A 26,074-nucleotide genomic window follows, 5' to 3' on the forward strand; every position below is an offset into this window, starting at 1 on the left:
TCCGCTCAGGCGGCCTGCGCGGCGGCGAAGGTCACGCGCGCGCCGGACAGGCCAAGGTGGTAGAGGCGGGCCGATTCGACGGCCGGCACGCCGTGCTCGCGCAGCAGGATCGACAGGTGGCACAGCATCGAGGCCTGCTCGAACACGAAGCCGCGCGCATGCGGGATCAGCGCGGCCAGCGCCGCGTAGGGCCGCGGCGACACGACGATCGCCTGCCCGTCATGCTCGCGCAGGTCGGCCTCGAGCCGGGCCAGCGCCGGGCCGAGCGATTCGGCGCTGGGGATCGCGTTGATGGACACCGTGGCCGACACGCTGACGTCCTCCAGATGGCTGTCGGTGCCGACCACCACCGGCAGGCCGTCGGCGAAACCGGGGGAGATGATGCGCAACTCGTCGTCCTCGTCAAGGACGGCGAGCGTGGCGAGCGGCGAGAAGTCGATCAGGTGCAGGCCTCGTTGCGTGCGCACCCATTCGAGCTGGATCGGACCGAACCGGTCGACCGCCTCGTGGGTGATGGCGAACAGGCGCGGCGCGTCGTCGACGCCGGGCGTCGCGCCGCCCGATAGCGTGGCGGTGGAGGTGGTGGCGATGCCGCGATTGATCGCGAGCAGCCCGTCGGCGGACCACTCGCAGACCACCGAGCCGTCCTCGCAGGCCTGGGTGATCAGGCCGCTGTCGCCGGCCACGAATTCGCGCACCACGAAGTTGCTGGCCGCTTCGCCGAGCAGTTCGTCGAGCCGGCCCGGCAGGGCCTCGCGCGGCAGGATCTGCTGGCGCACGGCGTCGGAGAAGTCGAGCACGACCGTGGGCAGCGTGAACTGCGCGAGCCAGGCGTCGCGCGCTTCGCGCGCGCTGGCGAAGCCGGCGCGGTTGGCGCGGACCAGCATCGCGTTGCCGGCCGGCACGCCGTGCTGCGCGGCGAAATCCGCGAGCGGCTTGCGCTTGGAGCGGAAGTACTGGGCGAACGCGGGCAGCGGGCGGAAGGCGGTCAGCGCGTCGTCGTCGGAGGCATAGAGCGGCACCCATTCGAAGCATGGCCCCGCGTCGCCGGCGCCGGCCACGGTGGTGATCGGGCGCGCCTGCAGCAGCCACAGGCGTTCGCCATCGGCGGCCCATTCGATGTCGGCCGGCATGCCGATCGCGTCGGCCGCCGCGCGAGCGAGCGCGGCCACCTCCAGCAGCAGCGGATGGTGCGCCTCGAGGCCGGCCGCGTGGAGCTGGCCGTCCTCGGTGAGCCGGGCGGCGCGGCCCTTTTCGGCGCCGGACACCATCGCGTCGCCGAGCGATTCGACCAGCTCGATCCAGGTCTCCGGCTTCCCGGTCACGGGGTCGGCGCTGAACGCGACGCCGGCCACGCGCGCCTCGACCATGCGCTGCAGGATCACGGTCATGCCGATCCGCATGCCGGCGTTGCCGGCGCGCACGCGCTCGACGATCGCCGCGCGCGAGACGCCCGAGCGCCAGACCTCGAGGATCGCGGCCTTCAGCGCGTCGAGGCCCCGCACGTCGAGCCGGGTCGAGAAGATGCCGGCGAAGCTGTGGTGCGCGCCGTCCTCCACGCTGGCCGAGGAACGCACGGCGAGCCGCGTGTCGCTCGCGAGCCCGGCCTCGTCGAGGCGCCGGCGCAGGTGGTGGTCGGCGTGCTCGTTCCATTCGAGTTCGGCGAGCGCCTCGATGCGCGCGATGTGCTGGTCGAGGAAGGCCGCCGCGGTCACCTGCACGGTGCGCAGCAGCTCGGCGATGGCGGCCGCGCGCTCGTCGTAGTCGCGCCAGAGCATCCGGAAATCGGCGTCGGACAGCGCGGTCAGGGTGGGCACCGGCAGGTGCCGGCCGAGCGCGTTCAGGGTGTCGTATTTGCTGGTCATGAGGCTGGCAGGATCGGGTGAAGGGGCGCCGGCGCGGCTCAGGCCGGCAGGCCGGTGGCGGCGTGCGCGGCGTGGGCCGCCTCGTCGGGCTCGAGCTCGGGCGCCGCGGCTGGCGGGACCGGCGAGGCCGACGCGGCCTGCCGGTAATCGAGGAAGATCCGCGACGCGAACGCCTCGGTCGCGCCCTGGTACTTGCCCGTGTAGAGCTTGATCTCGCCCTGCACGCGCCAGAACATCATCTGTCCGATGTTCATGCCGGCGTAGACGCGGATCCGGTTCAACGCGAACAGCTGGATGGTCCAGCGCCCGACGAAGCCGATGTCGCCGAGCGGCGCCGACAGGTTGATGAACATGCCGAGCCGCGCGATCGACGAGCGCGCCGCGTAGGTCGGCACGAAGCGCGTGCTGCCCATGGTCTCGACGGTCGCGGCCAGGTACAGCTTGCGCGGCTCCAGCTCGTAGCCCTGCGGGCCGATCACGATCTCTCGCGTCGGGGCCTCCTCGCGCACGTCGATCACGCCGTCCTCGTACACCTTCATCCGTTCGTGCAGGCGGAAGTTGTAGCTGTTGGGGTTCACGTTGTCCGGCAGGAACGGATGGATGACGATGTCGCCCGCCTGCACGCGCTGTTCGATCTCGGTACCGGTCAATATCATTTGTGATCCTGAATGATTTTCGATGCAACGACGTTATCGGAACCCCGATAACGCCCCGTGTAGGGCGTGGACACGCCCAGGTTGGACCAGAAGCACACCTTCGCGACCTTGGTGCCGGCATAGACGCGCACCGGCTGGGTGACGACGATTTCGAGCGTCCAGCAGATCACCGCGCCGGTATGGCCGAGCGGGGCGCTGGTTTGAATGAACATGCCGCACAGCGCGGTCGAGAGGTTGGCGTACAGCTCGCTGGCGAAATCGACGCCGCCGATCCGCTCGGCGGTGGCGCCGAGATAGAAGCTGTTCGGCTGCAGCACGAAGCCCTCGTCGGGGATCGTGTGCTCGATCACGTCGAGCGGACCGTGCGGATCGATGCGCGAATCGCGGTATTCGAGCAGGGTGGGGCCGAGATGGCAGCCATACGAATTGACTTCGAGATGGCGCGCATCGAACGGCTCGATCACCAGGCTTCCGGTGTCGAGCATGCGATGGATTTCGGGGCCGGTCAGGATCATGGCGGACGCGCTCCGTGTCAGGGAAAACGGCGGACGACGGACGGCGACGGGTACAGCTCCGCCAGCATCGATGCCCGGCCCAGCAGGTAGCCGTGCGTGCGGCGCGCGGCGGCGGAGTCGGGGAACTGCGCCGCCAGCCGCGTTTGCAGCGCGCGCAGCCGGTAGCTCGGCACCTGCGGGAACAGATGGTGTTCCCAGTGGCAGTTGATGCTGCACGGCGCGAACAGCATTCGTTCGAGCAGCCCCGGCGCGACGCTGCGCGCATCGTTCTGCACCGGCCGCGCGGCGAGCCCGGCATGCTCCGACAGGCTGCGGATGCGCAGGATCGGCGGCAGGAAGAACACCATCGGCGCGAGCCAGTACAGCACGATGCCGAGCCACGCATGCGCGAGCGTGGCGAGGCCGGCCACCACCACCGCGAACGCGATGAAGGCGCGCCGCTCGATCCGGCTGGTCCGGTCGTGCCGGCCGAACAGGCCGAACACGCCGAAGCTGTCCATGCTGCGCAGCGACTGGAGCGTGGACAGGCCCGTCACGTCGCGCAGCAGCGCGCGCCACAGATGCGCGCGGCTGGGCGGCGCGAACGCGTCGGCGTAGTCGGGATCGTCGGGCGTGTTCAGATGGCGGTGATGGGCCAGGTGATGCGCGCGGTAACGCGAGGTGCTGATGGTGAGCGGAAACGTCAGCAGCAGGCTCGCGATGAGGTCGTTGCGGCGCTTGTCGCGGCTCAGCAGGTAGTGCGAGGCGTCGTGCATCAGCACCAGCAGCGCGTGCTGGCGCGTGGCGATGACGATCAGCGCGAGCACCGTGACGGGGATCGAGCCGGCCCGCTCGGCGATCGCGATCGCGGCGCCGGTGACGATCCACTGCCAGGCGATCTGCCGCGCGCAGTGCAGCGGCGCGAGCGCCTTCAGGTCGGCGGCGAGATGCGCGCCGGCGGCCGCGAGCGTGCCGCGTCGCGCGGGGCGGGCAGCGGCGGCGGTGGCGTCCGGCGAGGACGCCGGGTGCGACTGGTTCATCGAGGGTTCTCCCATGGAATGCATGGCGGCCGTGCTCAGGCCACGCCGGCGGCGAGCTGGCGTTTCAGGCCGGCCTGCGCGTCGGACGCGTGCGCGAGCCAGTAATCGACGGCGAGCGGCAGGAACCGTTCGCCGTCCGGCGCGGCGCAGGTGGTGTTCAGCGGCGCGCGCACCGTCTCGCTCTCCGCGTAGACGCCGTAGATCTGCAGCAGCCGCTCGAAGTAGCGGAAGTCGCCCGTCGAAATGCCCTCGGGGCGCCAGGTCGAGAGCGAACGCTTGAGGAATGCCCACTGCCGCATGCGCAGGATCGGCACCGGCGCGAGCGCGGGCAGGCCGGCGGCGTGGCGCGCAACGTCGAGGCGCGACTCGATGAGCCGGACGATCCGCTCGTAGGAGAGCCGCGCGTCGCCGGCCGCCGCGACCACGTCCGCCGGCGCCGCGCCGGCCGCGCAGCGCAGCGTCAGCTGCACGAGCTCGCTCGCCACCCAGTCGATCGGCACGATATCCATCAGGCCGTCGCGATTGCCGACCAGGAACGGCGGCGCCAGCGAGGCGATGAAGCGGATCAGCGGATACAGGCCGTGGAAGCGGCCGATCGCGCCGTCGACGCTGTCGCCGACCACGAGGCTGCAGCTGAACAGCGAGATCGGCATGGTCGCCGCGAAGCGCTCGCGCAGCGCCCGCTCGCCGGCCGCCTTGCTTTCCTCGTAGCCGTTGCGATAGACCCAGTCGTGCAGGCGCGTGAACGCGGTCGAGACGTAGACGAAGTGGGGCTCGCGCGCGACGCGCTCGACGAAGCCGGCGAAGCGCAGCGTGCCTTCCACGTTCATCTCGCGCATCTCGTCGAAGGACTTGTGCCAGGCGACGTCCGCCGCGAGATGGACCGCCACCGCGCGCCCGACCGGCGCCAGCGAATCGGCGGCCTCGCGCATCGAGGCCGCGTCGAGCAGGTCGCCCTGCACGAAGCACACCGCGCCGCGCCGTGCCGGCGGCCAGGCGGCCTCGCAGGCGCGCGCCGCGGCCTCGGAGCGGACCAGCACGATTGCGCGGCCGTCGGGATGCGCGTGCAGCCAGTCGCCCACGAAGCGTTGGCCGAGCGCGCCGCTCGCGCCCGTCACGATCAGCGTCTCCATCTCAGCGCTGCGCATCGAGGGCCGCCGCGTGCCGGGCGTGGAGGCGATCGCGGATGCCGGCCAGCATCTGCTGGCTGTTGGCGCGGATCGCGCGCTCGCCGATCGGATGCAGCACGTCGGCCAGCGACGGGATGCCGATATCGAACGTCACGCTCAGGTCCACGTGCAGGCCGTCGTCGCGCTCGACCAGCACCCATTCGCCGTACCAGGTCTCGAGGTCGCCGTCGGTCTGGTGGAATTCGATCCGCTCGTGCTCGACCAGCCGGTCGGCCTCGGTCCAGGTCAGTTCGCTGCCGTTGAGCAGCACGCGCCAGGTGCTGTGCATCTCGCTGCCGGCCGCGGGCGGCACCTGGACCTCGAGCACGTCCGGCATGAAGTCGGGATAGCGCGCGAAATCGGCGAGGATCGGCCACACGTCGGCGCGCTCGAAGCGGCCGAGGAACACGCTGTTGAGAACTTGGGGCATGGGTCGCTCCGTCAGGAATGGGTCAGGCGAACGGCGGCCTCGACGGCATCGCAGAAGCGCTGCAGGCCGGCCACCAGTTCGTCGGGGGCGGTGAGCGCGCTCGGATACACGCGCAGCACGTTGGTCGCGCTCAGGCAGAACGCGATCAGCACGTCGCGGTGGGCCGCCTCGATCAGCGTCTGCGCGACCGGGCGGCTGGAGTCGAACTCGACGCCGAGCATCAGCCCGCGGCCGCGGATCTCGACGACGGCGGGGCAACCGGCCAGCCGCTTGCGCAGGATCCCGAGCGCGAGCGCGCCGAGCTGTTCGACGCGAGCCAGGAACGCCGCGTCGGCGACCACCGACAGCACGGCCTGGACCACGGCGCCGGCCAGCGCGCTGCCCGCATACGACGAGGCATGCACGACCGGGTCGCGGGCCGGCGCGCCGAACCGGCTGGTGTCGTAGACGGCCGCGGCCACCGGGTACAGGCCGCCGCCGAGCGTCTTGCCGAACACCACGATGTCGGCCGGCGAGCCGCAGCACAGCACGCCGGCGCGGCCGAGGCCCGACTGGATCTCGTCGTGGATCACGAGCGTGTCGTGGCGGCGGCACAGCGCCGCCAGCGCATCGAGGAAGCCGGCATCCACCGGGCGGATGCCGCCTTCGCCCTGCACCGGCTCGCAGATCGCGGCGGCGATGTCGCCGTTCGCGAGCGCGGCCTCGGCGGCGTCGAGATCGCCCGCGTCGACGAACACGGCGTCCTCGCCATGCATCAGCGCGTCGTGGCCGCGATAGCCGTAGCTGATCGCGAGCGCGCCGGCGGTGCGGCCGTGATAGGCATGGGTGAGGGCGAGGATCCTGCGCCGGCCGGTCTGCATGCGCGCGAGCTTCAGCGCGGCCTCGATCGCCTCCGAGCCGCTGTTCGCGAACAGCACGCCGTTGCCGGGGCGGCCCACGCCGGCCACCAGTGCCTCGCCGGCGCGGATCGCCTGCTCGTTGGCGAGGATGCGGCTCGACAGGCCGATCCGGCCGAGCTGCGCGCCGAGCGCCTCGACCACGACCGGGTGGCGATGGCCGAGCAGATGCAGCCCGAACGAACCGAAATCGAGCCAGCGGCGCCCGGTGTCGTCGGTGATCCAGGCGCCGTCGGCCGAGTGCTCGGCCGCGGTCAGGCCGGCCATGCGCAGCATCAGCCCCTGCTCGCGGCCGAACAGCGCGCCGTAGCGCTCGGTGAACGAGGTCTTGCGCGCGAGCGCGGCGGCGCGCGGGAGATCGGCGGGGCCGTTCATAGCGACCTCATCAGCGGGGCGAGGAACGAGGCGTCCTGGCCGGTGAGCCGGCACAGCTTGTCCCAGGCGCGCAGCGTGCGCAGCACCTGGCCTTGCGTACCCGGCAGCAGCGGGTTGAACAGTTCGCCCGGGAACGCGGCGAGTGCGGCCCGCAGCGTGTCGATCAGTGCCGCCGCGCCGTGGCCATCGTGCTCGTCATGCACCTCGTCTGCCGCGCCGCCGCCGAGCCGGCGCACGGCCTCGGCGCCGGGCAGCATCGCGACGTCGGAGAGGCCGTATTCGGCGCACAGCGCGAACGCGTGCAGTTCGTCCGGCGCGATGGCGCCGGACAGGCGGTAGTCGATGTCGAGCAGCAGCTCGGCGATCTTGATGCGCAGCACGTCGACGACGTCGGGCGTGTCGGCGGCGCCTTCCAGGTCCTCGATGTAGGCCTGCAGCTCGGTCATCAGCAGCCAGGCGACCGAGGCGAGCGTTTCGGCAAGGGGCGCGCCGGGGCGGAGCTGGCCGGCGGCCAGCTTCGGAAACCAGCGGATCGGCGGGGAGGCGGGGGGCATGGCAGTCATGGCGATCCACTCAGGAAAGGGAGTCCGTCAGCGAAAAACCGATCACGCCGGCGCGCGCGCCCGCCAGCAGATGTCGGGCCAGCTCGGGCGACACCGCGGCCAGATCGCGGGCCTGCGCCGTCAGCGATGCGGGCGTCTCGAAGCCGGGCAGCAGGGCGGCGCGGCCGTCCTGCCGCAGCACCACGTGGCTGCCGGGGAGGAACGGCGCGCGCTCCGGCTGGCGCAGTGTCGGGCGCAGCGTGGCGTAGGCTTCGTCGAAGCCGAAATCGGCGTCGGCAAGCTCGACCAGCGCGACGAGCCGCGCCGCGTCGGCTTCGCCGAGGCCGGCCGTGCAGGCCGGCAGCATGTCGCGCCACAGCGTGTCGATGGCCTCGATGGCGGCGGTGTCGTCGTCGGCCAGCAGCGAGCCGGCCGCGCGGCGCCAGCGTAGCCGCGTCCACTTCTTGTTCGATACGGTCCAGCCGCGCCGGGACAGCATGGCGTTCATCAGATGCAGCAGTGCGTTGGCGGCGTAGGCGCCGGCGCCGCGCGTCTCGCCGCAGCGCAGCGCGAGCAGCGCGAAGCCGGCGGACTGGCGGAACGCATCGAAGGCGGCCACCGCCCACATGCCGCCGAGCGCCGTGTGCGAGCCGAGGTACGGCACGCCGCGATCGGTCGCCACGCCGCTCACGATCCGCTCCAGATACTTGCGCGATACGGCCTGCGTGGCGTCCCAGCGCCGGTAGGCCAGCAAGGTGTCGAGCGGGCCGGCGGCGCGGCAGTCGGCGAGCGCGCGCATCGCGGTCTCGACGTCGCCGGTCGCGAATGCCACGGTTTCGAGGTGCTGGCCGTCGTGATAGATCTGCGAGGCCATCGCGCCGCGATCGTCGTCGGCTGCGGTAATGCAGATCAGGTCGATGTCGCTGGCGGCATTGGCCACGCCATGCACCGGCGAACTGGTGACCAGCGTGCATTTCACGTCGTCGTATTGGAGTTTCGCGACGGATTCCAATGAAGCGAATGACAGATTTCGAGAGTCGAGAAATGCCTCGGCATTCCCGGAATGAAAAGCGCAATAGTCCATGACCTGAATCTCGTCGAGTCAATAGATTAACCGCGGCCACACGCGAAAACGCGGGCCGGATTACTGAATGCCAATGCGAACGAATGCGCGGAAGCGATGCGCTATTCGGTCGAGGCGAGTGTCGGGGGAGGGTGGTGCGCAGTGAGGAACGGCCGGAATGCGCCGGGACAACGGCAAAAATTATTTTTGCTCATTTTCGATCTCTCAAGGTTCAGCCGGTGCGATGGATCGTGTCAGGCATCGTCCGTCGCAATCGAAATCATTGAGAGCAAAGCGTGTGCCAGGAAAGGGCCGGGAGCCTTGCGCGCCGGACCGGAAGCTGCCGCATGGCAGCGAGGGGTGGCCGCCGATGCGGGCCGCGCATTGCCACAAATTGTTAAATATTCATGTAGTTAGGATAACTTCTTGCTTGTTTTGAGGATCACTTCGAGACGTCGTGTGGGACATCAATCATTCACTTGGGTTCGCTAATTACCAAGCCTGACGAACAGTAATGAACTGAAACATGGCACCAAGCGTGTGCGGTATTGCACGCTTTATTGGCAGTCAATCCATTTTTGCACCCAACTTGGGATTCCATCATGTGTACAAGAATTCCATATTGGATTTGATTCAATGGTGGTTTCATGGAATCGGGAAAATGGCATGAAGCTTGCTGTTGAAAACATTCCAATTCCAATTCCTGGGGCCAGCGCGATGAATCTCGGCAAATACTTCAGCACGGATGCTCCCGATACGTTCTATACGATCGATCGGGACTGGATCACCCGCAACGCCCGGCTCTTCGGCGAGCAGTTCGCCGGCCGGGTCCTCTACGCGGTCAAGGCGAACCCGCTGCCGGAGGTGCTCGACGCGCTCGCGCGCGGCGGCGTCACGCACTTCGACGTCGCGTCGCTCGAGGAAGTCTCGCAGGTCGCGCGCGCCGTACCCGGCGCGACGCAATACCTGATGAATCCCGTCAAGTCGCGCCATGCGATCGACGTGGCCTACCGCAACCACGGCGTGCGCGCGTTCGTGGTGGACAGCGAGACCGAGCTGCGCAAGGTGCGCGACGTGCTGCCGTCGTCCGACGCCGACATCATGATGTACGTCCGCTACGCGCCGTCCGAATCGGGAGCGGTGTTCGACCTGCGCGGGAAGTACGGCGCGGCCGTGGGCGACGCGGCGGCGCTGGTCGAGACGATCGGCGCCTCGACGCGCTGGGGCGTCGGGCTGTCGTTCCATGTCGGCTCGCAGGCCGTCGAATCGGCGCCGTATCTGACGGCGCTGCAGGACGCCGAGCGCATCGCCGACGGCGTGGGCGCGCGCGTGCGCAGCCTCGACGTCGGCGGCGGTTTCCCCGGCGTCTACCTGAACAGCCGCAGCGATACGGCGGCGCTGCTCGCGTCGATCAACGCGCGGATCGAGGCGTCGCCGGCATTGCGCCAGCTCGACCTGATCTGCGAGGCGGGGCGCGGCCTCGTGTATGGCGGCATGTCCCTGTTCGCGCGCGTGCTGCTGCGGCGCGACGCGGACGTGTTCTGCGGCGCCGGCATCTTCGGTGGATTGTTGTCCGCGCAACAATGGCTGCAGTTCCCGCTGCGCGTGTGGCGCCATGGCGAACCGTATGAGGGCGGCGAACAGGGCACGTTCCAGCTGTTCGGCCCGACTTGCGACAGCATGGACCGGCTCGCGTTTCCGTACTCGCTGCCGGCCGACATCAACGAGGGCGACTGGCTGGAGTTCCAGTCGGTCGGGGCGTATTCGGTGTCGCTGCGGGCGCGGTTCAACGGCTTCTATGCCGACGAGATCGTCGACGTGAGCCGCTGAGCCTTCACCCGCCAACCGAACGGAGTCCTGTCATGTCCGCGTATTTCGTCCTGGTGCTCGGCATCGTCGCCGAGGCCACGGCCACCCTGGCGCTCAAGGAGAGCGATGGTTTCGCCAAGCCCTGGCCGCTCGTGCTGGTGGTGCTCGGCTACGGGGTGGCGATCACCTGCCTCGCCAACGCGCAAAAGGGCCTGCCCATGTCGCTGATCTCGTCGGCGTGGTCGGGCCTCGGCATCACGCTGGTGACGATCGTCGCCGCGTTCCGGTATCAGCAGATGCCGAACCTCGCCTCGGTCGGCGGGATCGCCATGATCATCGTGGGGATCACGATCGTGAACCTGTTCGGCACCGTGCGCGGTCATTGAACGGGATGCGCTCCGCCCTCGGTATCGTGCCGGGGGCGGGGAGCCCGGCACGCGCGCCGGGCCGCGATCGGCTCAGACCGCAATCATCTCGCGCACGCCGTGCTGCTCCATTTCGCTGCCGGCACCGCCCGCCACGATCTCGCCACGGCTCATCACCCAGTAATGATCGGCGATCGAGCGTGCGAAATCGTAGTACTGCTCCACCAGCAGCACCGTCATCCCGGTCTCGTCAACGAGCTGCCGCAGCGTGCGGCCGATGTCCTGGATGATCGACGGCTGGATGCCCTCGGTCGGCTCGTCGAGGATCAGCAGCTGCGGCTCGCTCATCAGCGCGCGGCCGATCGCGAGTTGCTGCTGCTGGCCGCCCGACAGGTCGCCGCCGCGCCGCGCGCGCATGTCCTTCAGCACCGGAAACAGCTGGTAGATCCGCTCCGGCACCTTCGACGGCGCCTTGCGGCTGGCCGCGCCCACCAGCAGGTTCTCTTCCACGGTCAGGCGCGGAAAGATATCGCGGCCCTGCGGCACGTAGGCGAGGCCGGCCGCCACGCGCGCATGCGGGGCGAGCGCGTCGAGCGTGCGGCCTTGCCAGGCAATGGTGCCGCGCTTGGCGGCCACCACGCCCATCAGGCAGCGCAGCAGCGTGGTCTTGCCCACGCCGTTGCGCCCGAGCAGCACGGTCAGCTTGCCGGCCTCGGCGCTCAGGTTCACGTCGCGCAGGATGTGGCTGCCGCCGTAGTACTGGTTCAGCGATTCGATCTTCAGCATGGCGCGTCTCAGCGTCCGAGGTACGACTCGATCACGGCCTCGTCGCGCTTGACTTGCTCGAGCGTGCCCTGCGCGAGCACCGCGCCCTCGGCCATCACGGTCACGCGCCCGGTCTCGCCGGCCAGCGCCGCGACGAACTCCATGTCGTGCTCCACCACCATCATCGAGCAGGTGCCGCGCAGCGTGTTGAGCAGCTGCGCGAGTTCCATCGTCTCGTGATCGGTCATGCCGGCGGCCGGCTCGTCGAGCAGCAGCAGCGCGGGCTGCTGCATCAGCAGCATGCCGATCTCGAGCCGCTGCTTCTGGCCGTGCGAGAGTTCGCCGGCGAGCCGATAGGCGCTGTCCTCGAGCTTGATCAGTTCGAGCGTGGCCTCGATGCGGGCCTGCGCCGCGCGATCGAGCCGCGCGCGCAGCGAGGCGAGCCAGCCCTTGTCGGCCTTCATCGCCAGTTCGAGGTTTTCCCACACCGGGTGCGCCTCGAACACGGTCGGCTTCTGGAACTTGCGGCCGATGCCGATGCGCGCGATCTCGGGCTCGTTCATCCGCGCGAGATCGATGGTCTGGCCGAGGAACACCTTGCCCGAGTCGGGTTTGGTCTTGCCGGTGATCACGTCCATCATGGTGGTCTTGCCGGCGCCGTTCGGGCCGATCACGCAGCGCAGCTCGCCCGCGTCGATCGCCAGCGACAGCTTCCTGAGCGCGCGAAAGCCGTCGAAGCTGACCTCGATGTCTTCCAGATAGAGGATCGTGCCGTGCGAGGTGTCGATCGTGCCCGGCTCGACCACGCGCCCCATCGAGGCCACGCCGCTCACGGTCAGCGTCATCCTGCGTTGCCACGTTATGGCTCATCGGCGCGCTCCGCGTTTCAGAAGGGACTCGACCAGCCCGACGATGCCGCGCGGCATCAGGAGCGGCACCAGCACGAAGATCAGGCCGAGGAAGAACAGCCAGTATTCGGCGAAGTAGGCGGTGAAGAAGCTCTTGGCGCCGTTCACGGCGAACGCGCCGAGGATCGGCCCGATCAGCGTGCCGCGCCCGCCCACGGCCACCCAGATCGCCATCTCGATCGAGTTGCCCGGCGACATCTCGCCGGGATTGATGATGCCGACCTGCGGCACGTAGAGCGCGCCGGCGATGCCGCACAGCACGGCCGACACGGTCCACACGAACAGCTTGTAGGCGAGCGGGCTGTAGCCGAGGAACATCAGGCGCGTTTCGCCGTCGCGCACGGCGGTGACCACGCGGCCGAGCTTCGAGGTGACGATCGCGCGCGCGGCCACGAACGCGAGCACCAGCGTGGCGAACGTCAGCAGCAGCAACACCGTGCGCGTGCCGGGCGTGGTGATGCCGAAGCCGGCGAGGCGCTTGAAGTCGGTGAAGCCGTTATTGCCGCCGAAGCCGGTCTCGTTGCGGTAGAACAGCAGCATCGCGGCGAACGTCATGGCCTGCGTGATGATCGACAGGTACACGCCCTTCACGCGCGAGCGGAACGTGAAGAAGCCGAACACCCAGGCGACCACGGCGGGCACGAGCACCACCAGCGCGAGCGCGACGATCAGATGATCGGAGCCGCTCCAGTACCACGGCAGCTGCTTCCAGTTCAGGAACACCATGAAGTCGGGCAGGTTGCTGCCGTACACGCCGTCGTGGCCGATCTCGCGCATCAGGTACATGCCGATCGCGTAGCCGCCGAGCGCGAAGAACAGGCCGTGGCCGAGGCTCAGAATCCCGCAGTAGCCCCACACGAGATCGAGCGCGAGCGCGCCGATCGCGTAGCACATGAACTTGCCGGCGATCGTCATCGCGTAGGCCGAGAGGTGGAACGCGCTCGACTCGGGCGCGACGAGCGCCGCGAGCGGCACGCCGATGCCGATCGCGAGGCACAGCGCGACGAGCGCGAGCCAGGCGCGGCGCGAGAGCAGCGCCGCGCGCGGCGGCAGGCCGAGCGCGAAGCCGGGCGCGCCGGCGGGCGAGGGCGTGGGCACCGTGGCCGGCGCAAGGGAGGAAGAGGTGATCGAAGTCATCAGGTCAAGCCTCCGCGCTGCGGCCCTTCAGGGCGAACATGCCCTGCGGGCGTTTCTGGATGAACAGCACGATCATCACGAGCACGACGATCTTGGCCAGCACGGCGCCCCAGAACGGTTCGATCGCCTTGCTGACCAGGCCGAGGCCGAAGCCGCCCACCACCGTGCCGGCGATCTGGCCGACCCCGCCGAGCACCACCGCCATGAACGAATCGATGATGTAGTTCTGGCCGAGGTCGGGGCCGACATTGCCGATCTGCGAGAGCGCGCAGCCGCCCAGGCCGGCGATGCCGGCGCCGAACGCGAACGCGTAGGAATCGACGCGCGCGGTCTTCACGCCGACGCAGGCCGCCATCCGGCGGTTCTGCGTAACGGCGCGCACGAACAGGCCGAGCCGCGTCTTCGTCAATACGCCCCAGGCGACGGCCACCACGGCGAGCGAGAACGCCAGGATCACGATCCGGTTGTACGGCAGGATCAGGTTCTGCATCACCGTCACGCCGCCGCTCATCCAGGCGGGGTTGGCCACCTGCACGTTCTGCGCGCCGAAGATCATGCGGGTGGCCTGGATCAGGATCAGGCTCACGCCGAAGGTGGCGAGCAGCGTCTCGAGCGGGCGGCCATAGAGGTGCCGGAGCACCGTGCGTTCGAGCACGATGCCGATGAGGGCCGCGGCCGCGAACGAGGCCGGCACGGCCACCAGCGGATACCAGTCGAAGGCGCCGGGCGCGTAGCGCTGGAACAGCGTCTGCACCACGTAGGTGGCGTAGGCGCCGATCATCAGGAATTCGCCGTGCGCCATGTTGATCACGCCGATCAGGCCATAGGTGATGGCCAGGCCCAGCGCGGCGAGCAGCAGCACGCTGCCGAGCGAGAGCCCCGCGAACAGCGTGCTGGCGATCTCGCCGCGCTCCTGCAGCGCATGCAGCGCGTCGAGCCCCTGCTGGGCCGCGTCGCGCACGCGTGCATCGGGTTCGGCATAGGCGCCGTTGGCCTGCTTGGCCACCAGCGGGCGCAACTGCTCGATCATGTCGAGGTCGTGGCGCGCGGCCACCAGCTGCACCGCTTCGAGGCGTTTGGCGGGATCGGCGTCGTGCAGCGCGGCGATGGCCCACAGCGCGTCGAGCCGGCGCTTGAGCGTCGAGTCGGTTTCCTTGGCGCGGGCGCGGTCGATCAGCGGCTTGTCGGAGGCGTCGGGATTCTTCAGCAGCGCGTCGACGGCAGCCGTGCGCGTGGCGAGGTCGGGCGAGGCGAGGTCGAGGCCGGACAGCGCGTTGGCGACCTTGCTGCGCAGCAGGTTGTTGAGCGTGACGGGCTGGGCGTCGCCGGGCGGCACCACGGCGCCCGAGAGCGCGTCGCGGGTGCTGCCGTCGTCGGCCTGCAGCAGGAGCTTGCCGCTGTCGGTGGCGAGCGCGGCGCCGTCGGCCAGCGCGTGCAGCAGCGCGACCGAGGGCGCGTCGCCGGCCGCGGCGAGGTGGTCGATCGCGGCGAGTTTCGCGTCGAAGTCGTCGCCGGCCAGCGCGGCCGTGTCGGCGGCCTCGAGCGCGAAGGCGGCGGGGCTGCCGAGGGCGCATGCCGCGCAAACCAGCAGCATGCGCGTGAAGGAGCGCAGAGTCATGGGAGGGATCCGTCGAGCGAGGACATCGCGGGACCGGCGGCGTGCGGAGGCATGCAGCGCGGCCCCGGGACAGTGCGTTCGCGAGCGCTTTACGCGAGCGCGGCGGCGCGGCGGCGGCGCAGGAAGTCGCCGATCGAGCTGACCACGTCGGGCTTGCCGGCGTTACCGGGGATGTACGGGCTCCACGGTTGCGCGCGGATCGTGGTCTTGGTGCGCCAGACCACGTTGAACTGGCCGTCGGCGCGGATCTCGCCGATCATCACCGGCTTGTGCAGGTGGTGGTTGCCGTCCATCTCCAGCACGAAGCCCGACGGTGCGTTGAACTTCTGGCCGACCATCGCCGTGCGCACCTTGTCGACGTCGACGCTTTTGGCCTTCTCGACGGCCTGCTTCCACATGTGGATACCGACATAGGTGGCCTCCATCGGGTCGTTGGTGACGCGCTTGGCGCCGCCGGGCAGGTTGTTCTTCTTCACCCAGTCCGCGAACATCGCCTTGAACGTCGTATTTTCCGGGTTGCGCAGCGACATGAAGTAGTTCCAGGCGGCGAGGTTGCCGACCAGCGGCTTGGTGTCGATGCCGCGCAGCTCCTCCTCGCCGACCGAGAACGCCACCACCGGCACGTCGGTGGCCTTGAGGCCCTGGTTGCCGAGTTCCTTGTAGAACGGCACGTTGGAGTCGCCGTTGATGGTGGAGATCACGCAGGTCTTGCCGCCCTGGGAGAAGGTGCGGATGTTCGAGACGATGGTCTGGTAGTCGCTGTGGCCGAACGGGGTGTAGACCTCCTGGATGTCGGCGTCCTGCACGCCCTTGGACTTCAGGAACGCGCGCAGGATCTTGTTGGTGGTGCGCGGGTAGACGTAGTCGGTGCCGAGCAGGAAGAAGCGCTTGGCGGCGCCGCCCTCGGCGCTCATCAGGTACTCGGTGGCGGGGATCGCCTGCTGGTTCGGCGCGGCGCCCGTGTAGAACACGTTGCGCGACATCTCCTCGCCTTCGTACTGGACGGGATAGAACAGCAGGCCGTTCAGTTCCTCGAACACGGGCAGCACGGACTTGCGCGAGACCGAGGTCCAGCAGCCGAACACGACGGCGACCTTGTCCTGGGTGAGGAGGCCGCGGGCCTTCTCGGCGAACAGCGGCCAGTTCGAGGCGGGATCGACCACCACCGGCTGGAGCTGGCGCCCCATCACGCCGCCGGCTTGGTTGATCTGCGCGATCGTCATCAGCGCGGTGTCCTTCAGCGAGGTCTCGGAGATCGCCATCGTGCCCGACAGCGAATGCAGGATGCCGACCTTGATCGGACCTTTGTCGCTGCTCTCGGCAAATGCCGACGGCACCTTGGCCGCCATCCCCGCCATCCCGACTGCCGATGCGACCTTCAAGAACTCGCGCTTCTTCATGGATTGTCCCTCGTGGTGGAAAGTTGTATCTGGTCTTGGATACAAGACGTGATGCAAGAAGCAGCTTTCGTGCCACGAAGGAAGATTCGAGCGCGGGCGCGGAAATAAAAAAATAAACGGGTCCGCCGGGACCCGTTGCGATGCCGCTTCGGTGCGCGCTCACTTCAAAATGGTGCGGCGCGCCCGTTTGCGGTGAGCGTCACGCTTCCTCTCGCGCGTTGTAGCGCTCGCGCGCCGTCTGCATCATGTAGAGCGTGATGCGCTTCACTTCCGCCTGGCTCTCGGCGATGTGCGAGCGGATCATCTTCTGCGCCGCGGCGCTGCTGCCGGCCGTGATCGCGTCGAGGATCGCCGCGTGTTCCTGGTAGGTGGCGGCGATCCGCGGCGCCTTGGTGAAATCGAGCCGGCGGATGATGCGGATGCGTTCGGTGACGTCGGCATGCATGCGCGACAGCTCGTGGTTGCCGACCGCGGCGACGATGCCGGCATGGAAGCCTTCGTCGAACGCGGCGACCTTCACGCCGTCCTGCTCGCGCTTGCGCGCCGACACGCACCAGATCGCCCGCAGCGGATCGAGCTGGCTCACCAGCCCTTCGTCGACGATGCGCGCGATCGCGTTGGTCTCCATCATCACGCGGATTTCGTAGAGGTCTTCGAAGTACTTGAAATCGAACGCGCGAACCTGCCAGCCGCTCTTGAAGTAGACGTCGACGTAGCCCTCGCGCTGCAGCCAGAACAGCGCCTGGCGAACCGGCGTGCGGCTCACCTGCATGCGCGACGCGATATCGCCTTCGCTGAACTTGTCGCCGGGCAGCAGGCGAAAGTCGAAGATGTCGGCCTTCAGCTGCGTGTAGATCTGCACGGCCAGATTGTTCGCGTGCTTGACCGGTCCGTCCGGTGCGCGGTTGTCCACCATGTCTGGTTCCTGGGCGATTGCAGAAGGGAAAGTTTACTCGAGCGATACCAGCGGGGCACCCGCGTGGACCATCATACCCGGCCGGCAGTGGAAGTCCTTGATCGTCCCGTCGCGCGGCGCGACGATCGGGAATTCCATCTTCATCGCCTCCAGGATCATCAAGGTGTCGCCGGCCGATACCGTGTCGCCGGGCGCGGCCGTCAGCTTCCAGACGTTGCCGCTGATGTCGGCCTGAATCGCGTCGAGATTGGCATCGGCGTTGGCATCGGTGTCGGCCCCGGCGTCATGGCCGCGGTCGCGAGCGGCGGCGGCCGGTGCGTCATCGGCGGCGTCGGTGCCGTCGGCGCTGCGCGCCCAGCGGGCGACCTCGGCGTCGAACGCCTGCCGCTGCGCCGCGCGAAACGTCCGCAACTCCGGCTCGATGCGCTGCAGGAACGCGTTGTACGCGCCGAGATCGAAGACGTCCTCCTCGATGCGCACCGGCTCGCGGCCCTCGCGGAAATCGGCGCGCAGCGCGTCGAGTTCGCGCTCGGTGACGGGATAAAAACGGATCTGGTCGAAGAAGCGCAGCAGCCACGGCTTGCCGTCGACGAACATGCGGTTCTTCGGGAACCTGTTCCAGATCGGCAGCGTGCGCCCCACGAGCTGGTAGCCGCCCGGCGAATCCATGCCGTAGACGCACATGTAGACGCCGCCGATGCCGACCGTGCCCTCGGCGGTATAGGTGCGCGCCGGATTGTATTTCGAGGTCAGCAGGCGGTCGCGCGGATCGACCGGCACGGCGCACGGCGCGCCCAGGTAGACGTCGCCGAGGCCGAGCACCATGTAGCTGGCGCGATAGAGGCTGTCGCGCAGCGCCTCGGCCGAGTCGAGGCCGTTGATGCGCTGGATGAAGCCGGTGTTGCTGGGCAGCCAGGGCGCCGTATCGCGTACCGATTGCCGGTAGCGCGCCACCGCGTCGAGCGTGGCCGAATCCTCGTAGGCCATCGGCAGATGAACGATGCGGCTTCGCACCCGCATCGTACTGACGTCGCGCAGCGTTGCGTCGGTCCGCGCCAGGATCGCCACGAGGTCGTGCTGGGCCAGCACGCGGCTGTCGTAGCGCACCTGCAGCGAGCGCACGCCCGGCGCGAGTTCGTGAATGCCGGCCGACGCCTCGGCCCGCAGCGCCTCCATCAGCGCATGCACGCGGAACCGCAGGTTCAGGTCGAGCACGTTCTCGCCGTACTCGACGAGCACGTACTTGTCGCCGGCCTGGCGGAACACGGTCTTGGGCCGTTCGGCGTCGGCCGCGGCCTCGAACAGGATCGGCGAGCCGCGCGCGACGGCTGGCGCGATCGCCGGCGCAATCGCTGGTTCGTCACCACCGCTGCGTACGATCGCATCCTGATGCTGCTCGAGCGCGAGCGCCTCGTCGAACGACATCTCGCGGAAACGGATCCGGTCGCCGGGCTTCGCCTGGCCCACCTTCCACAGCTCCGCCTTGGCGATCGTGACCGGGCAGACGAAGCCGCCGAGGCTCGGGCCGTCGCGCGTGAGGATCACCGGCATGTCGCCCGTGAAATTGATGCTGCCGATCGCGTATTCGCAATCGTGGATGTTCGACGGATGCAGGCCCGCCTCGCCGCCGTCCGAGCGGGTCCAGCGTGGCTTCGGCCCGTTCAGCCGGATGCCGAGCCGGTTCGAGTTGTAATGCACCTCCCACTCGCTGGCGAAGAACGTGTCGATCGATTCGGCGGTGAGGAAGTCGGGCGCGCCGTGCGGGCCGTGCAGCACGCCGATCTCCCAGCTGCCGCCGTAGGTGGGGACGTGTTCGGCCGGCAGCGCGCGGGGCGCATGAATCGCGGCGAGATCGGCCGTGGCGGGCAGGCCGGGATCGGCGATCGGCAGCACGTCCGTGGGGCGCAGCGTGCGGCCCGCGTGGCCGCCGAACTGCCCGAGCGCGAAGGTGGCGCGGCTGCCCAGATAGACCGGCACGTCGAAGCCGTGGCGAACCGCGAGATAGGTGCGGCAGCCACTGATCGCCTTGCCGATCCGCAGCAACTGGCCCGCGCGCACCGTGACGGGCGTCCAGAACGCGACCGGCAGCCCGTCGAGCGTGGCCGGGGTCGGCGCGCCGGTCAGCGCGATGAGCGTGTCGCCGTGGAATTTCAGCGTGGGCCCGAGTACGGTGGTTTCGATGCCGGCCGCATGCTCGGGGTTGCCGACGATGCGGTTGGCGAGCCGGAACGCCCAGTCGTCCATCGGCCCCGACGGCGGCACGCCGACGTCCCAGTAGCCGGTGCGGCCCGGATAGTCCTGGATCGTCGTATAGGTGCCGGCCTCGATGACCTCGACCGCGGCGGGGCGGTAGTCGAACGCGTCCAGATGGCGCGTCGACACCTCGCCCGCGCGGAAGCCGTCGCTGGCGACGATCCTGCGCAGATAGTCGAGATTGGTGGCGATGCCCGACAGGCGCGTGGCGTCGAGCGCGCGCGCCATCGCGGCGATCGCCGCGGCGCGGTCCTCGCCGTGCACGATCAGCTTGGCGAGCATCGGGTCGTAGTGGGCGCCGACCTCGGTGCCGGTCTCGACCCAGCCGTCCACCCGCACGTCGTCCGGAAACGAGACCTCGGTGAGCGTGCCCGGGCTCGGCGCGAAGTTGCGCAGCGGGCTTTCCGCGTAGAGCCGCACCTCGATCGAGGCGCCTCGCGGCGTGACGGCGCGATCGAGCGCGGGCGGCTCGCCCGCCGCGGTGCGGACCATCCATTCGACCAGATCGATGCCGGTCACGCTCTCGGTGATCGCGTGTTCGACCTGCAGGCGCGCGTTGACCTCGAGGAAGTAGAACGCCTGCCGCGCGGCGTCGTAGATGAACTCGACCGTGCCGGCCGAGCGGTAGGCCACCGAGCGGCCCAGGTTTTCGGCCGCGGCCAGCAAGGCCTCGCGCACGCGCGCGGGCAGGTTCGGGGCCGGGGTTTCCTCGACCACCTTCTGATTGCGCCGCTGCAGCGAGCAGTCGCGTTCGCCGAGCGCCACCACCTTGCCGCGGCCGTCGCCGAAGATCTGCACCTCGATGTGTCGCGCGTGATCGACGAAGCGCTCCACGAACACGCCGCCGTTCGCGAAGAACGCCTGCCCGAGCCGCTGCACCGAGTCGAACGCGGCGAGCAGCTCCGCTTCGTCGTTGCAGCGGGTCAGGCCGATGCCGCCGCCGCCCGCCGTGCTTTTCAACATCACCGGGTAGCCGATGGCCGCCGCGGCCTCGCGAGCGCCGCGCGCGTCGGCCAGCAGCCCGGAGCCGGGCGTGAGCGGCACGCCCGCCAGCGCGGCCAGCTCGCGGGCCGCGTGCTTCAGGCCGAACTGTTCGATCTGGCGCGGCGTCGGGCCGATGAACGCGATGCCCTCGGCCTCGCAGCGCGCCGCGAAGCCGGCATGCTCGGACAGGAAACCGTAGCCGGGGATGATGGCCTGCGCGCCCGTGTGCTTCGCCGCGGCGAGGATCGATTCGATGCGCAGATAGCTTTCGGCGGCCGTGTTGCCGCCCAGCGGGACCGCCACGTCGGCCGCGCTCACGTGCAGGCTGTTGCGGTCCGCGTCGGAATGGACGGCGACGGAGCGGATGCCCATGCGCTTCAGCGTGCGTGCGATCCGGCAGGCGATTTCGCCGCGATTGGCGATCAGGACGGTATCGAACATGATGCGTCGGCCTCAGAAACGTGATGCGGCTGGCGCGCCGGACTGGCTGGCGAGATAGCTGGCCCAGCCGCCGAACTCGGTGATGTCGCGCGCATCGGCGAGCGCGTGCGGCTCGCAGATGAAGCCCTTCACCTGGCGCCCGTCCGCGAGCGTCAGCGTGCCGATGCCGAGCGGCGTGGGAATCCCGGCGACGAAGCTGCCGAAGCCGGCGATCGACAGATCCCAGAGTTCGACCTGGATCGACGCGCCGCCGCGCGAGCGCGCGAGGCCCGGCTTCGGCGGCGTGGTGCCGGCGAGCGCGTAGAGGCGATAGTCGGGCGAGGTGGCGGTGGCCTCGACGAAGCGCGCGTGGCGCGAGGTCAGCTCGTGGTTGAGCGGCATCCCGCGCAGGTGCGCGCCCACCACCGCGACGCGCACCATGCCGGTGTCCGGCGCGGCGGCGGGGTGGGTGGGCGCGGTGGCCGCGACGATCGGCAGGCCGGTGGCGCCCCGCGCCAGGCCGGTGTCCTGGTGCCACGCCTGCGCGAAGCCGGCCAGCGCGCGCTCGCGCCACGCGTCGCCGATCAGCGTGATGCCGGACGGCAGGCCGTCCTCGCGCAGGTTGGCCGGCACCGAGATCGCGCTCAGGTCGAGCAGGTTGACGAAGTTCGTGTACTTGCCGAGATTGCTGTTGAGCCGGACCGGATCGGCGAGCAGGTCCGCGATCCGGTAATGGGTCGGGGCGGTGGGCACCACCAGCGCGTCGCACCGCGCCAGCATCGCATTGGCTTCGCGCTTCAGGTCGGCGAGCCGGTAGATGCCGTCGAACGCGTCGGCGGCGGAGAAGTCGCGCGCCTTGAAGATGATGTCGCGCACGACTGCGTGGATCTGCGCCTCGTGGTCCTTCGCGAACCCGCGGATCGCCGCGTAGCGTTCGGCGATCCACGGGCCGTGATAGAGCAGCGCCGTGACGCGGTCGAACACCGAGAAATCGAGCGGCACGCAGCTCGCGCCGCGCGCCTGCAGCTGCGCGATGGCCGCGTGGAAGGCGCGTTCGGCCAGCGCGTCGCCGAAGAATTCCGGCTCGGCGGGAATCCCGAAGCGCGGCGCGGCCGGCAGCTGCCACGCGTGCGCGTCGGCCGGCGCCGTGCGCGACAGGCCGTCGTGGACGTCGGGCGCCGCGGTGAGGTCGTACACGCGCAGCGCGTCGTCCACCGTGGTGGCGAACACCGACACGCAATCGAGCGTGCGGCAGGCCGGGACCACGCCGACGTTGCTGAGCGCGCCGCGCGTCGGCTTGAGGCCGACGATGTTGTTGAGCCCGGCCGGCACGCGGCCGGAGCCGGCCGTATCGGTGCCGAGCGAAAACGGCACGAGGCCGCGCGCCACCACCGTGGCGGAGCCCGAACTCGATCCTCCCGAAATGTATTGCGGATCGAACGCGTTGGGCGGGATGCCGTAGGGCGAGCGCACGCCGACCAGGCCGGCCGCGAACTGATCGAGATTGGTCTTGCCGATCGCGATCGCGCCGGCCGCCACCAGCCGCTCGACCACCGTGGCGTGCGCGCCGGGCCGGTAGGCGAATGCCGGGCAGCCCGCCGTGGTCTCGAAGCCGACGACGTCGATGTTGTCCTTGGCGGCGAACGGCACGCCATACAGCGGCAGGCGGCCGATGTCGCCGCCCGCGTCGGCGAGCAGGCCGTCGAGCCGCTGAAGCTGCTGCGCCAGCACCTCCGGTGCCGCGCGCGAGATCCAGGCCGCGTCGTCGTCGCGCAGCGTGGCCAGCAGATCGCCGAGCAGCTCGGCGGGCCGGGCGCCATCGCGGTAAGCGGCGAGCCAATCCGAAATCGTCCAGCCACGCATCTCGTATTCCCTCTTGTGTACAAGTTATGAGAGAGCAATCAAGACTCGTGCCATGCGCGGGGTGTCGGGCGACGGCCTTGCCGGCTGAGGCAAAGCGGCGGCAAGGCACGAACGGGGGCGCCGCCGATGCACGCCGTTGGCGCGGCACGCCGACCGGGATTGGTGCGGATGGTTCGGGTTGGTGCGCGGGGTGGCGCTTCGTGGGCCGGATGGTTGGTCGTCGAGGTTCGACGGAGCCGGCGCCGGGCTCCGGATGAGTCACGCGGGCATGGCGCTTCGCGGGCGGCGGCCGGCAGGGAGGCGGGTCGCGTCAGCCGGTCGATGGAATGAAGAACGCCCGGTATCCCGCCGCTCAAACCGCCCGCAGCGCCCACAGCGCGTCGAGCACATGCTGCGTCGCCAGCTCGGCCGCGCCGGTGCGATGCGCGATGCCGAGTTCGCGCCACAGCGCCGGGCGCAGCTGGCGCATCGCGATGCGCGCGTCCGGCGGCGGCGCGCCGGCCTCGTGCGGCAGCAGCGTCGCCCCGTAGCCGGCCGCCACCAGGCTCTTGATCGCATCGTTGAAGTTCAGTTCGATGCGCGGCGCCGGCTGGTGGCCGCCGGCCGCGAACCATTCGGCGGTCTGCCGCGACAGGCGCGTGGTGGCGTCGTTGAGGATCAGCGGCTGCGCGGCGAGCCAGGCCGGGCTCACGCTGGGCGGCACGCTCCAGTCGGCCGGCAGGAACGCCACCACCGGATCGCGTCGCCACGGCGCGATCGTCAGCCCGGCCACGGCGGCTTGCGGCAGCGCCACCAGCCCGATGTCGAGCGCGCCGTGCGTGAGCCGCTCGAGCGTGTCGCGCGAGGTCAGTACCGCGATCTGCACGTCGATGTCGGGATGGTCGCGGCGCAGCCGCGCGAGCACCTGCGGCAGCAAATGCGCGAACGCGCCGGTGGACGCGCCCAGCCGCACCCGTCCGGCCAGCCCCTGCACCTGCCGCTCCACGTCGTCGAGCGTGGCCTCGACGTCGGCGAGCAGCCGCCGCGCGCGCTCGATCAGCACCTCGCCGATCGCCGACGGCCGCACGTTGCCGCGCGTGCGAGACAGCAGCGGCGCGCCGATCCGCGCCTCCAGTTCCGAGACATGCAGGCTGACGGTGGGCGGCGCCAGATGCAGCGATTGTGCGGCGGCGGCGAACGATCCGAGATCGGCGATCGCGATTAGCGTGCGCAGGCGATCAAGACTGATTTCGCGCATCGAAGAATTTTTTCGTTCAGAAAAAATGAAGCTCATGTTGATGAAATTCAACTTTTATAAGTTTAGCGTGCGGGCGATGATCGCGCATCCCGTCGATCGGACGGCGGGCCCTTTCTCGGAGCGTGACGAACATGAGCCAACCCATCGTATTCATTGACGGCGATCAGGGCACGACCGGCCTGCAGATCCACGAACGGCTGCGCGGCCGGACCGATCTGCGGCTCGCGACGCTGGCCGCGGACGAGCGCAAGGACCCCGCGCGGCGCGCGGAGGCGATCAACGCCTGCGACGTCGCGATCCTCTGCCTGCCCGACGCGGCCGCGCGCGAGGCGGTCGGCTTCATCCGCCATCCCGCGGTGCGCGTGATCGACGCCAGTTCGGCGCACCGCACCGATCCGGCCTGGGTCTACGGCTTTCCGGAAATGACGGAGGGGCAGCCGGCGCGGATCGCCGGCGCGCGCCGCGTGACCAATCCGGGCTGCTACCCGACCGGCGCGATCGGGCTGTTGCGCCCGCTGACCGAACACGGGTTGCTGCCGGCCGACTATCCGGTTGCGATCCACGCGGTGTCCGGCTATTCGGGCGGCGGCCGCGCGGCGGTGGAGGCCCACGAGGCGCCCGACGGCACGGCGCCGGCGTTTCGCCTCTACGGGCTTGGCCTCGCGCACAAGCATCCGCCCGAGATCCGCGCGCATGCCGGGCTCGCGCACCGGCCGCTGTTCGTACCGGCCTACGGCGCGTATCGGCAGGGCATCGTGCTGAGCGTGCCGCTCGAGACGCGGCTGCTGCCGGCCGGCGTCGACGGCGCGCGGCTGCATGCGTGCCTCGCGCATCACTACGAGGGGGCGCGTCATGCGCGCGTGCTGCCGCTCGCGGCGAGCCGCGAGATCGCGCAGCTGGACCCGCAGGCGCTGAACGGCACCAACGACATCGAGTTCGGCGTGTTCGTCAACGACGAATACGGCCAGGTGCTGCTGACCGCCGTGTTCGACAATCTCGGCAAGGGCGCATCGGGCGCGGCCGTGCAGAATCTCGACCTGATGCTGCCGGCACTGCGCTGACCACGCGACGGGCGCGGCGGCTGGTCATCCCGGCGCCGCTCGTGCAACCTCAGGCCGCCTCGGGTTGCGACGCGCAGAGCGCCGGGTCGAGGTCGAGCGCGGCCAGCGTCTGCGCGTCGATGTCGATCCAGCACGCCACCACCATGCGCCCGTCGATCGACACCGGTGCCCCGGCCCGGTGGGCATGCACGCCGATCCGGCGGAACAGCCGCTCGATGCTGCAGAACGTGACGCCGATCAGCTGGCGCGCCCCGCGCCGTGCCGCGCACTCCACCGCCGCGGCCAGCATCGGCCGGACCGACCAGGCCAGGCTGCTCGCCTCGGCACCTTCCTCGGGCGTCGCCGCGAAGCGCGACAGCTCCCACACGTCGGTCGAACGCGGGGCCGGATTGTCTTCGGCCAGCAGGTGCGGGAACACTTCCTGCAGCAGATAGGGGCGGGTGGTCGGCAGCAGCCGCGCGCATCCGCAAATTTCCCCGCTCGCGTCGCGTCCCAATACGTAGACCGTATCGTCGCGATCGTACTGATCGCGCTCAAATTTTTCGTCTTCCGACGGCAGCTTCCAGCCGAGCTGCTCGACGAACACGCGGTAACGATAGGAGCCCAGATCGGCGGCGATGTGGGAGGGAAGGCGGCCTGCCTCGTGAACGGAAGTCTGCATGGTGTCCTCGTGGTAATTCCGTTTGGAATGGGCGCATTACAACGTGCGCCCCGAGGACAGGTAACTGTTATTCCTGACAGGGATTCGGTCCCGATTCCTGGCAACCTTGACAGGGCAAAAATGGCACGCAAAGGTTTGCGCGACCGC

22 protein-coding genes are annotated in these 26,074 nt (G+C 69.6%); 3 read left to right on the forward strand and 19 right to left on the reverse strand.

Annotated features, from left to right (window positions below; translation table 11 throughout):
- Positions 1 to 5: 5 nt before the first annotated feature.
- The 9 genes from BpN12_RS04695 to BpN12_RS04735 are packed head-to-tail and all read right to left on the reverse strand — an operon-like array spanning position 6 to position 8,551.
- Complete coding sequence (locus BpN12_RS04695; RefSeq protein ID WP_246794137.1) at positions 6 to 1,865, reverse strand: PEP/pyruvate-binding domain-containing protein; 1,860 nt, start codon at positions 1,863 to 1,865, stop codon at positions 6 to 8.
- 38 nt (positions 1,866 to 1,903) lie between these two features.
- Positions 1,904 to 2,521, reverse strand: coding sequence for a dCTP deaminase (locus tag BpN12_RS04700; protein WP_246794138.1), 618 nt, complete (start codon positions 2,519 to 2,521; stop codon positions 1,904 to 1,906).
- Positions 2,518 to 3,036, reverse strand: a complete 519-nt coding sequence (locus BpN12_RS04705) for a dCTP deaminase (RefSeq protein ID WP_425306286.1) — start codon at positions 3,034 to 3,036, stop codon at positions 2,518 to 2,520. Before BpN12_RS04705 ends, BpN12_RS04700 begins: the two co-directional genes overlap by 4 nt.
- Positions 3,037 to 3,053: 17 nt before the next feature.
- Complete coding sequence (locus tag BpN12_RS04710; RefSeq protein ID WP_246794140.1) at positions 3,054 to 4,055, reverse strand: fatty acid desaturase family protein; 1,002 nt, start codon at positions 4,053 to 4,055, stop codon at positions 3,054 to 3,056.
- Between the two features lie 35 nt (positions 4,056 to 4,090).
- Positions 4,091 to 5,188 (reverse strand): SDR family oxidoreductase, encoded by a 1,098-nt coding sequence (locus tag BpN12_RS04715; RefSeq protein WP_246794141.1) that lies wholly within the window; start codon positions 5,186 to 5,188, stop codon positions 4,091 to 4,093.
- A gap of 1 nt (position 5,189) precedes the next feature.
- Positions 5,190 to 5,654, reverse strand: a complete 465-nt coding sequence (locus BpN12_RS04720; protein WP_198254282.1) for a type II toxin-antitoxin system RatA family toxin — start codon at positions 5,652 to 5,654, stop codon at positions 5,190 to 5,192.
- Between the two features lie 11 nt (positions 5,655 to 5,665).
- Entirely contained in the window at positions 5,666 to 6,925 is a 1,260-nt protein-coding gene (locus tag BpN12_RS04725; protein WP_246794142.1) for an aspartate aminotransferase family protein, read from the reverse strand.
- On the reverse strand, positions 6,922 to 7,488 hold the full coding sequence (locus tag BpN12_RS04730; protein ID WP_246794143.1) for a DUF6031 family protein: 567 nt from the start codon (positions 7,486 to 7,488) through the stop codon (positions 6,922 to 6,924). Before BpN12_RS04730 ends, BpN12_RS04725 begins: the two co-directional genes overlap by 4 nt.
- Positions 7,489 to 7,498: 10 nt before the next feature.
- On the reverse strand, positions 7,499 to 8,551 hold the full coding sequence (locus tag BpN12_RS04735) for a DUF6001 family protein (protein ID WP_246794144.1): 1,053 nt from the start codon (positions 8,549 to 8,551) through the stop codon (positions 7,499 to 7,501).
- Between the two features lie 696 nt (positions 8,552 to 9,247).
- Here BpN12_RS04735 and BpN12_RS04740 point away from each other — a divergent pair.
- Together BpN12_RS04740 and BpN12_RS04745 are read left to right on the forward strand one after the other, a co-directional pair.
- Positions 9,248 to 10,360: an alanine racemase gene (locus BpN12_RS04740; RefSeq protein WP_246794145.1), complete on the forward strand. Its 1,113-nt coding sequence runs from the start codon at positions 9,248 to 9,250 to the stop codon at positions 10,358 to 10,360.
- A 32-nt stretch (positions 10,361 to 10,392) separates the two neighbouring features.
- Positions 10,393 to 10,725, forward strand: coding sequence for a DMT family transporter (locus tag BpN12_RS04745; RefSeq protein WP_198254271.1), 333 nt, complete (start codon positions 10,393 to 10,395; stop codon positions 10,723 to 10,725).
- Positions 10,726 to 10,797: 72 nt separating this feature from the next.
- On the opposite strand, the gene urtE is transcribed toward BpN12_RS04745, so the two are convergent.
- From urtE to BpN12_RS04790, 9 genes are all read right to left on the reverse strand, one after another.
- Positions 10,798 to 11,490: an urea ABC transporter ATP-binding subunit UrtE gene (gene urtE, locus BpN12_RS04750; protein WP_246794146.1), complete on the reverse strand. Its 693-nt coding sequence runs from the start codon at positions 11,488 to 11,490 to the stop codon at positions 10,798 to 10,800.
- 8 nt (positions 11,491 to 11,498) lie between these two features.
- A complete protein-coding gene (gene urtD / locus BpN12_RS04755) occupies positions 11,499 to 12,314 on the reverse strand; it encodes an urea ABC transporter ATP-binding protein UrtD (protein WP_246794147.1) in 816 nt (271 codons plus the stop codon).
- 21 nt (positions 12,315 to 12,335) lie between these two features.
- Complete coding sequence (gene urtC / locus BpN12_RS04760) at positions 12,336 to 13,514, reverse strand: urea ABC transporter permease subunit UrtC (protein ID WP_246794148.1); 1,179 nt, start codon at positions 13,512 to 13,514, stop codon at positions 12,336 to 12,338.
- 4 nt (positions 13,515 to 13,518) lie between these two features.
- Positions 13,519 to 15,132 carry an urea ABC transporter permease subunit UrtB gene (urtB, locus tag BpN12_RS04765; protein ID WP_425306287.1) on the reverse strand — a complete coding sequence of 538 codons (1,614 nt, stop codon included), beginning with the start codon at positions 15,130 to 15,132 and terminating at the stop codon, positions 13,519 to 13,521.
- A gap of 89 nt (positions 15,133 to 15,221) precedes the next feature.
- Positions 15,222 to 16,532 (reverse strand): urea ABC transporter substrate-binding protein, encoded by a 1,311-nt coding sequence (gene urtA / locus BpN12_RS04770; protein WP_246794149.1) that lies wholly within the window; start codon positions 16,530 to 16,532, stop codon positions 15,222 to 15,224.
- Positions 16,533 to 16,731: 199 nt separating this feature from the next.
- Entirely contained in the window at positions 16,732 to 17,448 is a 717-nt protein-coding gene (locus BpN12_RS04775; RefSeq protein ID WP_246794150.1) for a GntR family transcriptional regulator, read from the reverse strand.
- A gap of 33 nt (positions 17,449 to 17,481) precedes the next feature.
- Positions 17,482 to 21,126, reverse strand: a complete 3,645-nt coding sequence (gene uca / locus BpN12_RS04780; RefSeq protein ID WP_246794151.1) for an urea carboxylase — start codon at positions 21,124 to 21,126, stop codon at positions 17,482 to 17,484.
- A 12-nt stretch (positions 21,127 to 21,138) separates the two neighbouring features.
- On the reverse strand, positions 21,139 to 22,968 hold the full coding sequence (gene atzF / locus BpN12_RS04785) for an allophanate hydrolase (RefSeq protein WP_246794152.1): 1,830 nt from the start codon (positions 22,966 to 22,968) through the stop codon (positions 21,139 to 21,141).
- 352 nt (positions 22,969 to 23,320) lie between these two features.
- Positions 23,321 to 24,205, reverse strand: coding sequence for a LysR family transcriptional regulator (locus BpN12_RS04790; protein ID WP_246794153.1), 885 nt, complete (start codon positions 24,203 to 24,205; stop codon positions 23,321 to 23,323).
- A gap of 131 nt (positions 24,206 to 24,336) precedes the next feature.
- On the opposite strand from BpN12_RS04790, the gene argC reads away from it, so the two are divergent.
- The gene (argC, locus tag BpN12_RS04795; RefSeq protein WP_246794154.1) at positions 24,337 to 25,266 is read left to right on the forward strand and encodes an N-acetyl-gamma-glutamyl-phosphate reductase; all 930 of its coding nucleotides are present in this window, start codon (positions 24,337 to 24,339) and stop codon (positions 25,264 to 25,266) included.
- A gap of 49 nt (positions 25,267 to 25,315) precedes the next feature.
- On the opposite strand, the gene BpN12_RS04800 is transcribed toward argC, so the two are convergent.
- Positions 25,316 to 25,927 (reverse strand): acyl-homoserine-lactone synthase, encoded by a 612-nt coding sequence (locus tag BpN12_RS04800; RefSeq protein WP_246794155.1) that lies wholly within the window; start codon positions 25,925 to 25,927, stop codon positions 25,316 to 25,318.
- Between the last annotated feature and the right edge of the window lie 147 nt (positions 25,928 to 26,074).

The sequence above is a fragment of the Burkholderia perseverans genome (assembly GCF_022870505.1).
Classification (GTDB): domain Bacteria; phylum Pseudomonadota; class Gammaproteobacteria; order Burkholderiales; family Burkholderiaceae; genus Burkholderia; species Burkholderia plantarii.

What these genes read in the sequence shown, in the direction of transcription:
- BpN12_RS04695 (WP_246794137.1), bottom strand. Translation starts at nt 1,865, where the DNA reads ATGACCAGCAAATACGACACCCTGAACGCGCTCGGCCGGCACCTGCCG.
- BpN12_RS04700 (WP_246794138.1), bottom strand. Translation starts at nt 2,521, where the DNA reads ATGATATTGACCGGTACCGAGATCGAACAGCGCGTGCAGGCGGGCGAC.
- BpN12_RS04705 (WP_425306286.1), bottom strand. Translation starts at nt 3,036, where the DNA reads ATGATCCTGACCGGCCCCGAAATCCATCGCATGCTCGACACCGGAAGC.
- BpN12_RS04710 (WP_246794140.1), bottom strand. Translation starts at nt 4,055, where the DNA reads ATGAACCAGTCGCACCCGGCGTCCTCGCCGGACGCCACCGCCGCCGCT.
- BpN12_RS04715 (WP_246794141.1), bottom strand. Translation starts at nt 5,188, where the DNA reads ATGGAGACGCTGATCGTGACGGGCGCGAGCGGCGCGCTCGGCCAACGC.
- BpN12_RS04720 (WP_198254282.1), bottom strand. Translation starts at nt 5,654, where the DNA reads ATGCCCCAAGTTCTCAACAGCGTGTTCCTCGGCCGCTTCGAGCGCGCC.
- BpN12_RS04725 (WP_246794142.1), bottom strand. Translation starts at nt 6,925, where the DNA reads ATGAACGGCCCCGCCGATCTCCCGCGCGCCGCCGCGCTCGCGCGCAAG.
- BpN12_RS04730 (WP_246794143.1), bottom strand. Translation starts at nt 7,488, where the DNA reads ATGACTGCCATGCCCCCCGCCTCCCCGCCGATCCGCTGGTTTCCGAAG.
- BpN12_RS04735 (WP_246794144.1), bottom strand. Translation starts at nt 8,551, where the DNA reads ATGGACTATTGCGCTTTTCATTCCGGGAATGCCGAGGCATTTCTCGAC.
- BpN12_RS04740 (WP_246794145.1), top strand. Translation starts at nt 9,248, where the DNA reads ATGAATCTCGGCAAATACTTCAGCACGGATGCTCCCGATACGTTCTAT.
- BpN12_RS04745 (WP_198254271.1), top strand. Translation starts at nt 10,393, where the DNA reads ATGTCCGCGTATTTCGTCCTGGTGCTCGGCATCGTCGCCGAGGCCACG.
- urtE (WP_246794146.1), bottom strand. Translation starts at nt 11,490, where the DNA reads ATGCTGAAGATCGAATCGCTGAACCAGTACTACGGCGGCAGCCACATC.
- urtD (WP_246794147.1), bottom strand. Translation starts at nt 12,314, where the DNA reads ATGACGCTGACCGTGAGCGGCGTGGCCTCGATGGGGCGCGTGGTCGAG.
- urtC (WP_246794148.1), bottom strand. Translation starts at nt 13,514, where the DNA reads ATGACTTCGATCACCTCTTCCTCCCTTGCGCCGGCCACGGTGCCCACG.
- urtB (WP_425306287.1), bottom strand. Translation starts at nt 15,132, where the DNA reads ATGACTCTGCGCTCCTTCACGCGCATGCTGCTGGTTTGCGCGGCATGC.
- urtA (WP_246794149.1), bottom strand. Translation starts at nt 16,532, where the DNA reads ATGAAGAAGCGCGAGTTCTTGAAGGTCGCATCGGCAGTCGGGATGGCG.
- BpN12_RS04775 (WP_246794150.1), bottom strand. Translation starts at nt 17,448, where the DNA reads ATGGTGGACAACCGCGCACCGGACGGACCGGTCAAGCACGCGAACAAT.
- uca (WP_246794151.1), bottom strand. Translation starts at nt 21,126, where the DNA reads ATGTTCGATACCGTCCTGATCGCCAATCGCGGCGAAATCGCCTGCCGG.
- atzF (WP_246794152.1), bottom strand. Translation starts at nt 22,968, where the DNA reads ATGCGTGGCTGGACGATTTCGGATTGGCTCGCCGCTTACCGCGATGGC.
- BpN12_RS04790 (WP_246794153.1), bottom strand. Translation starts at nt 24,205, where the DNA reads ATGCGCGAAATCAGTCTTGATCGCCTGCGCACGCTAATCGCGATCGCC.
- argC (WP_246794154.1), top strand. Translation starts at nt 24,337, where the DNA reads ATGAGCCAACCCATCGTATTCATTGACGGCGATCAGGGCACGACCGGC.
- BpN12_RS04800 (WP_246794155.1), bottom strand. Translation starts at nt 25,927, where the DNA reads ATGCAGACTTCCGTTCACGAGGCAGGCCGCCTTCCCTCCCACATCGCC.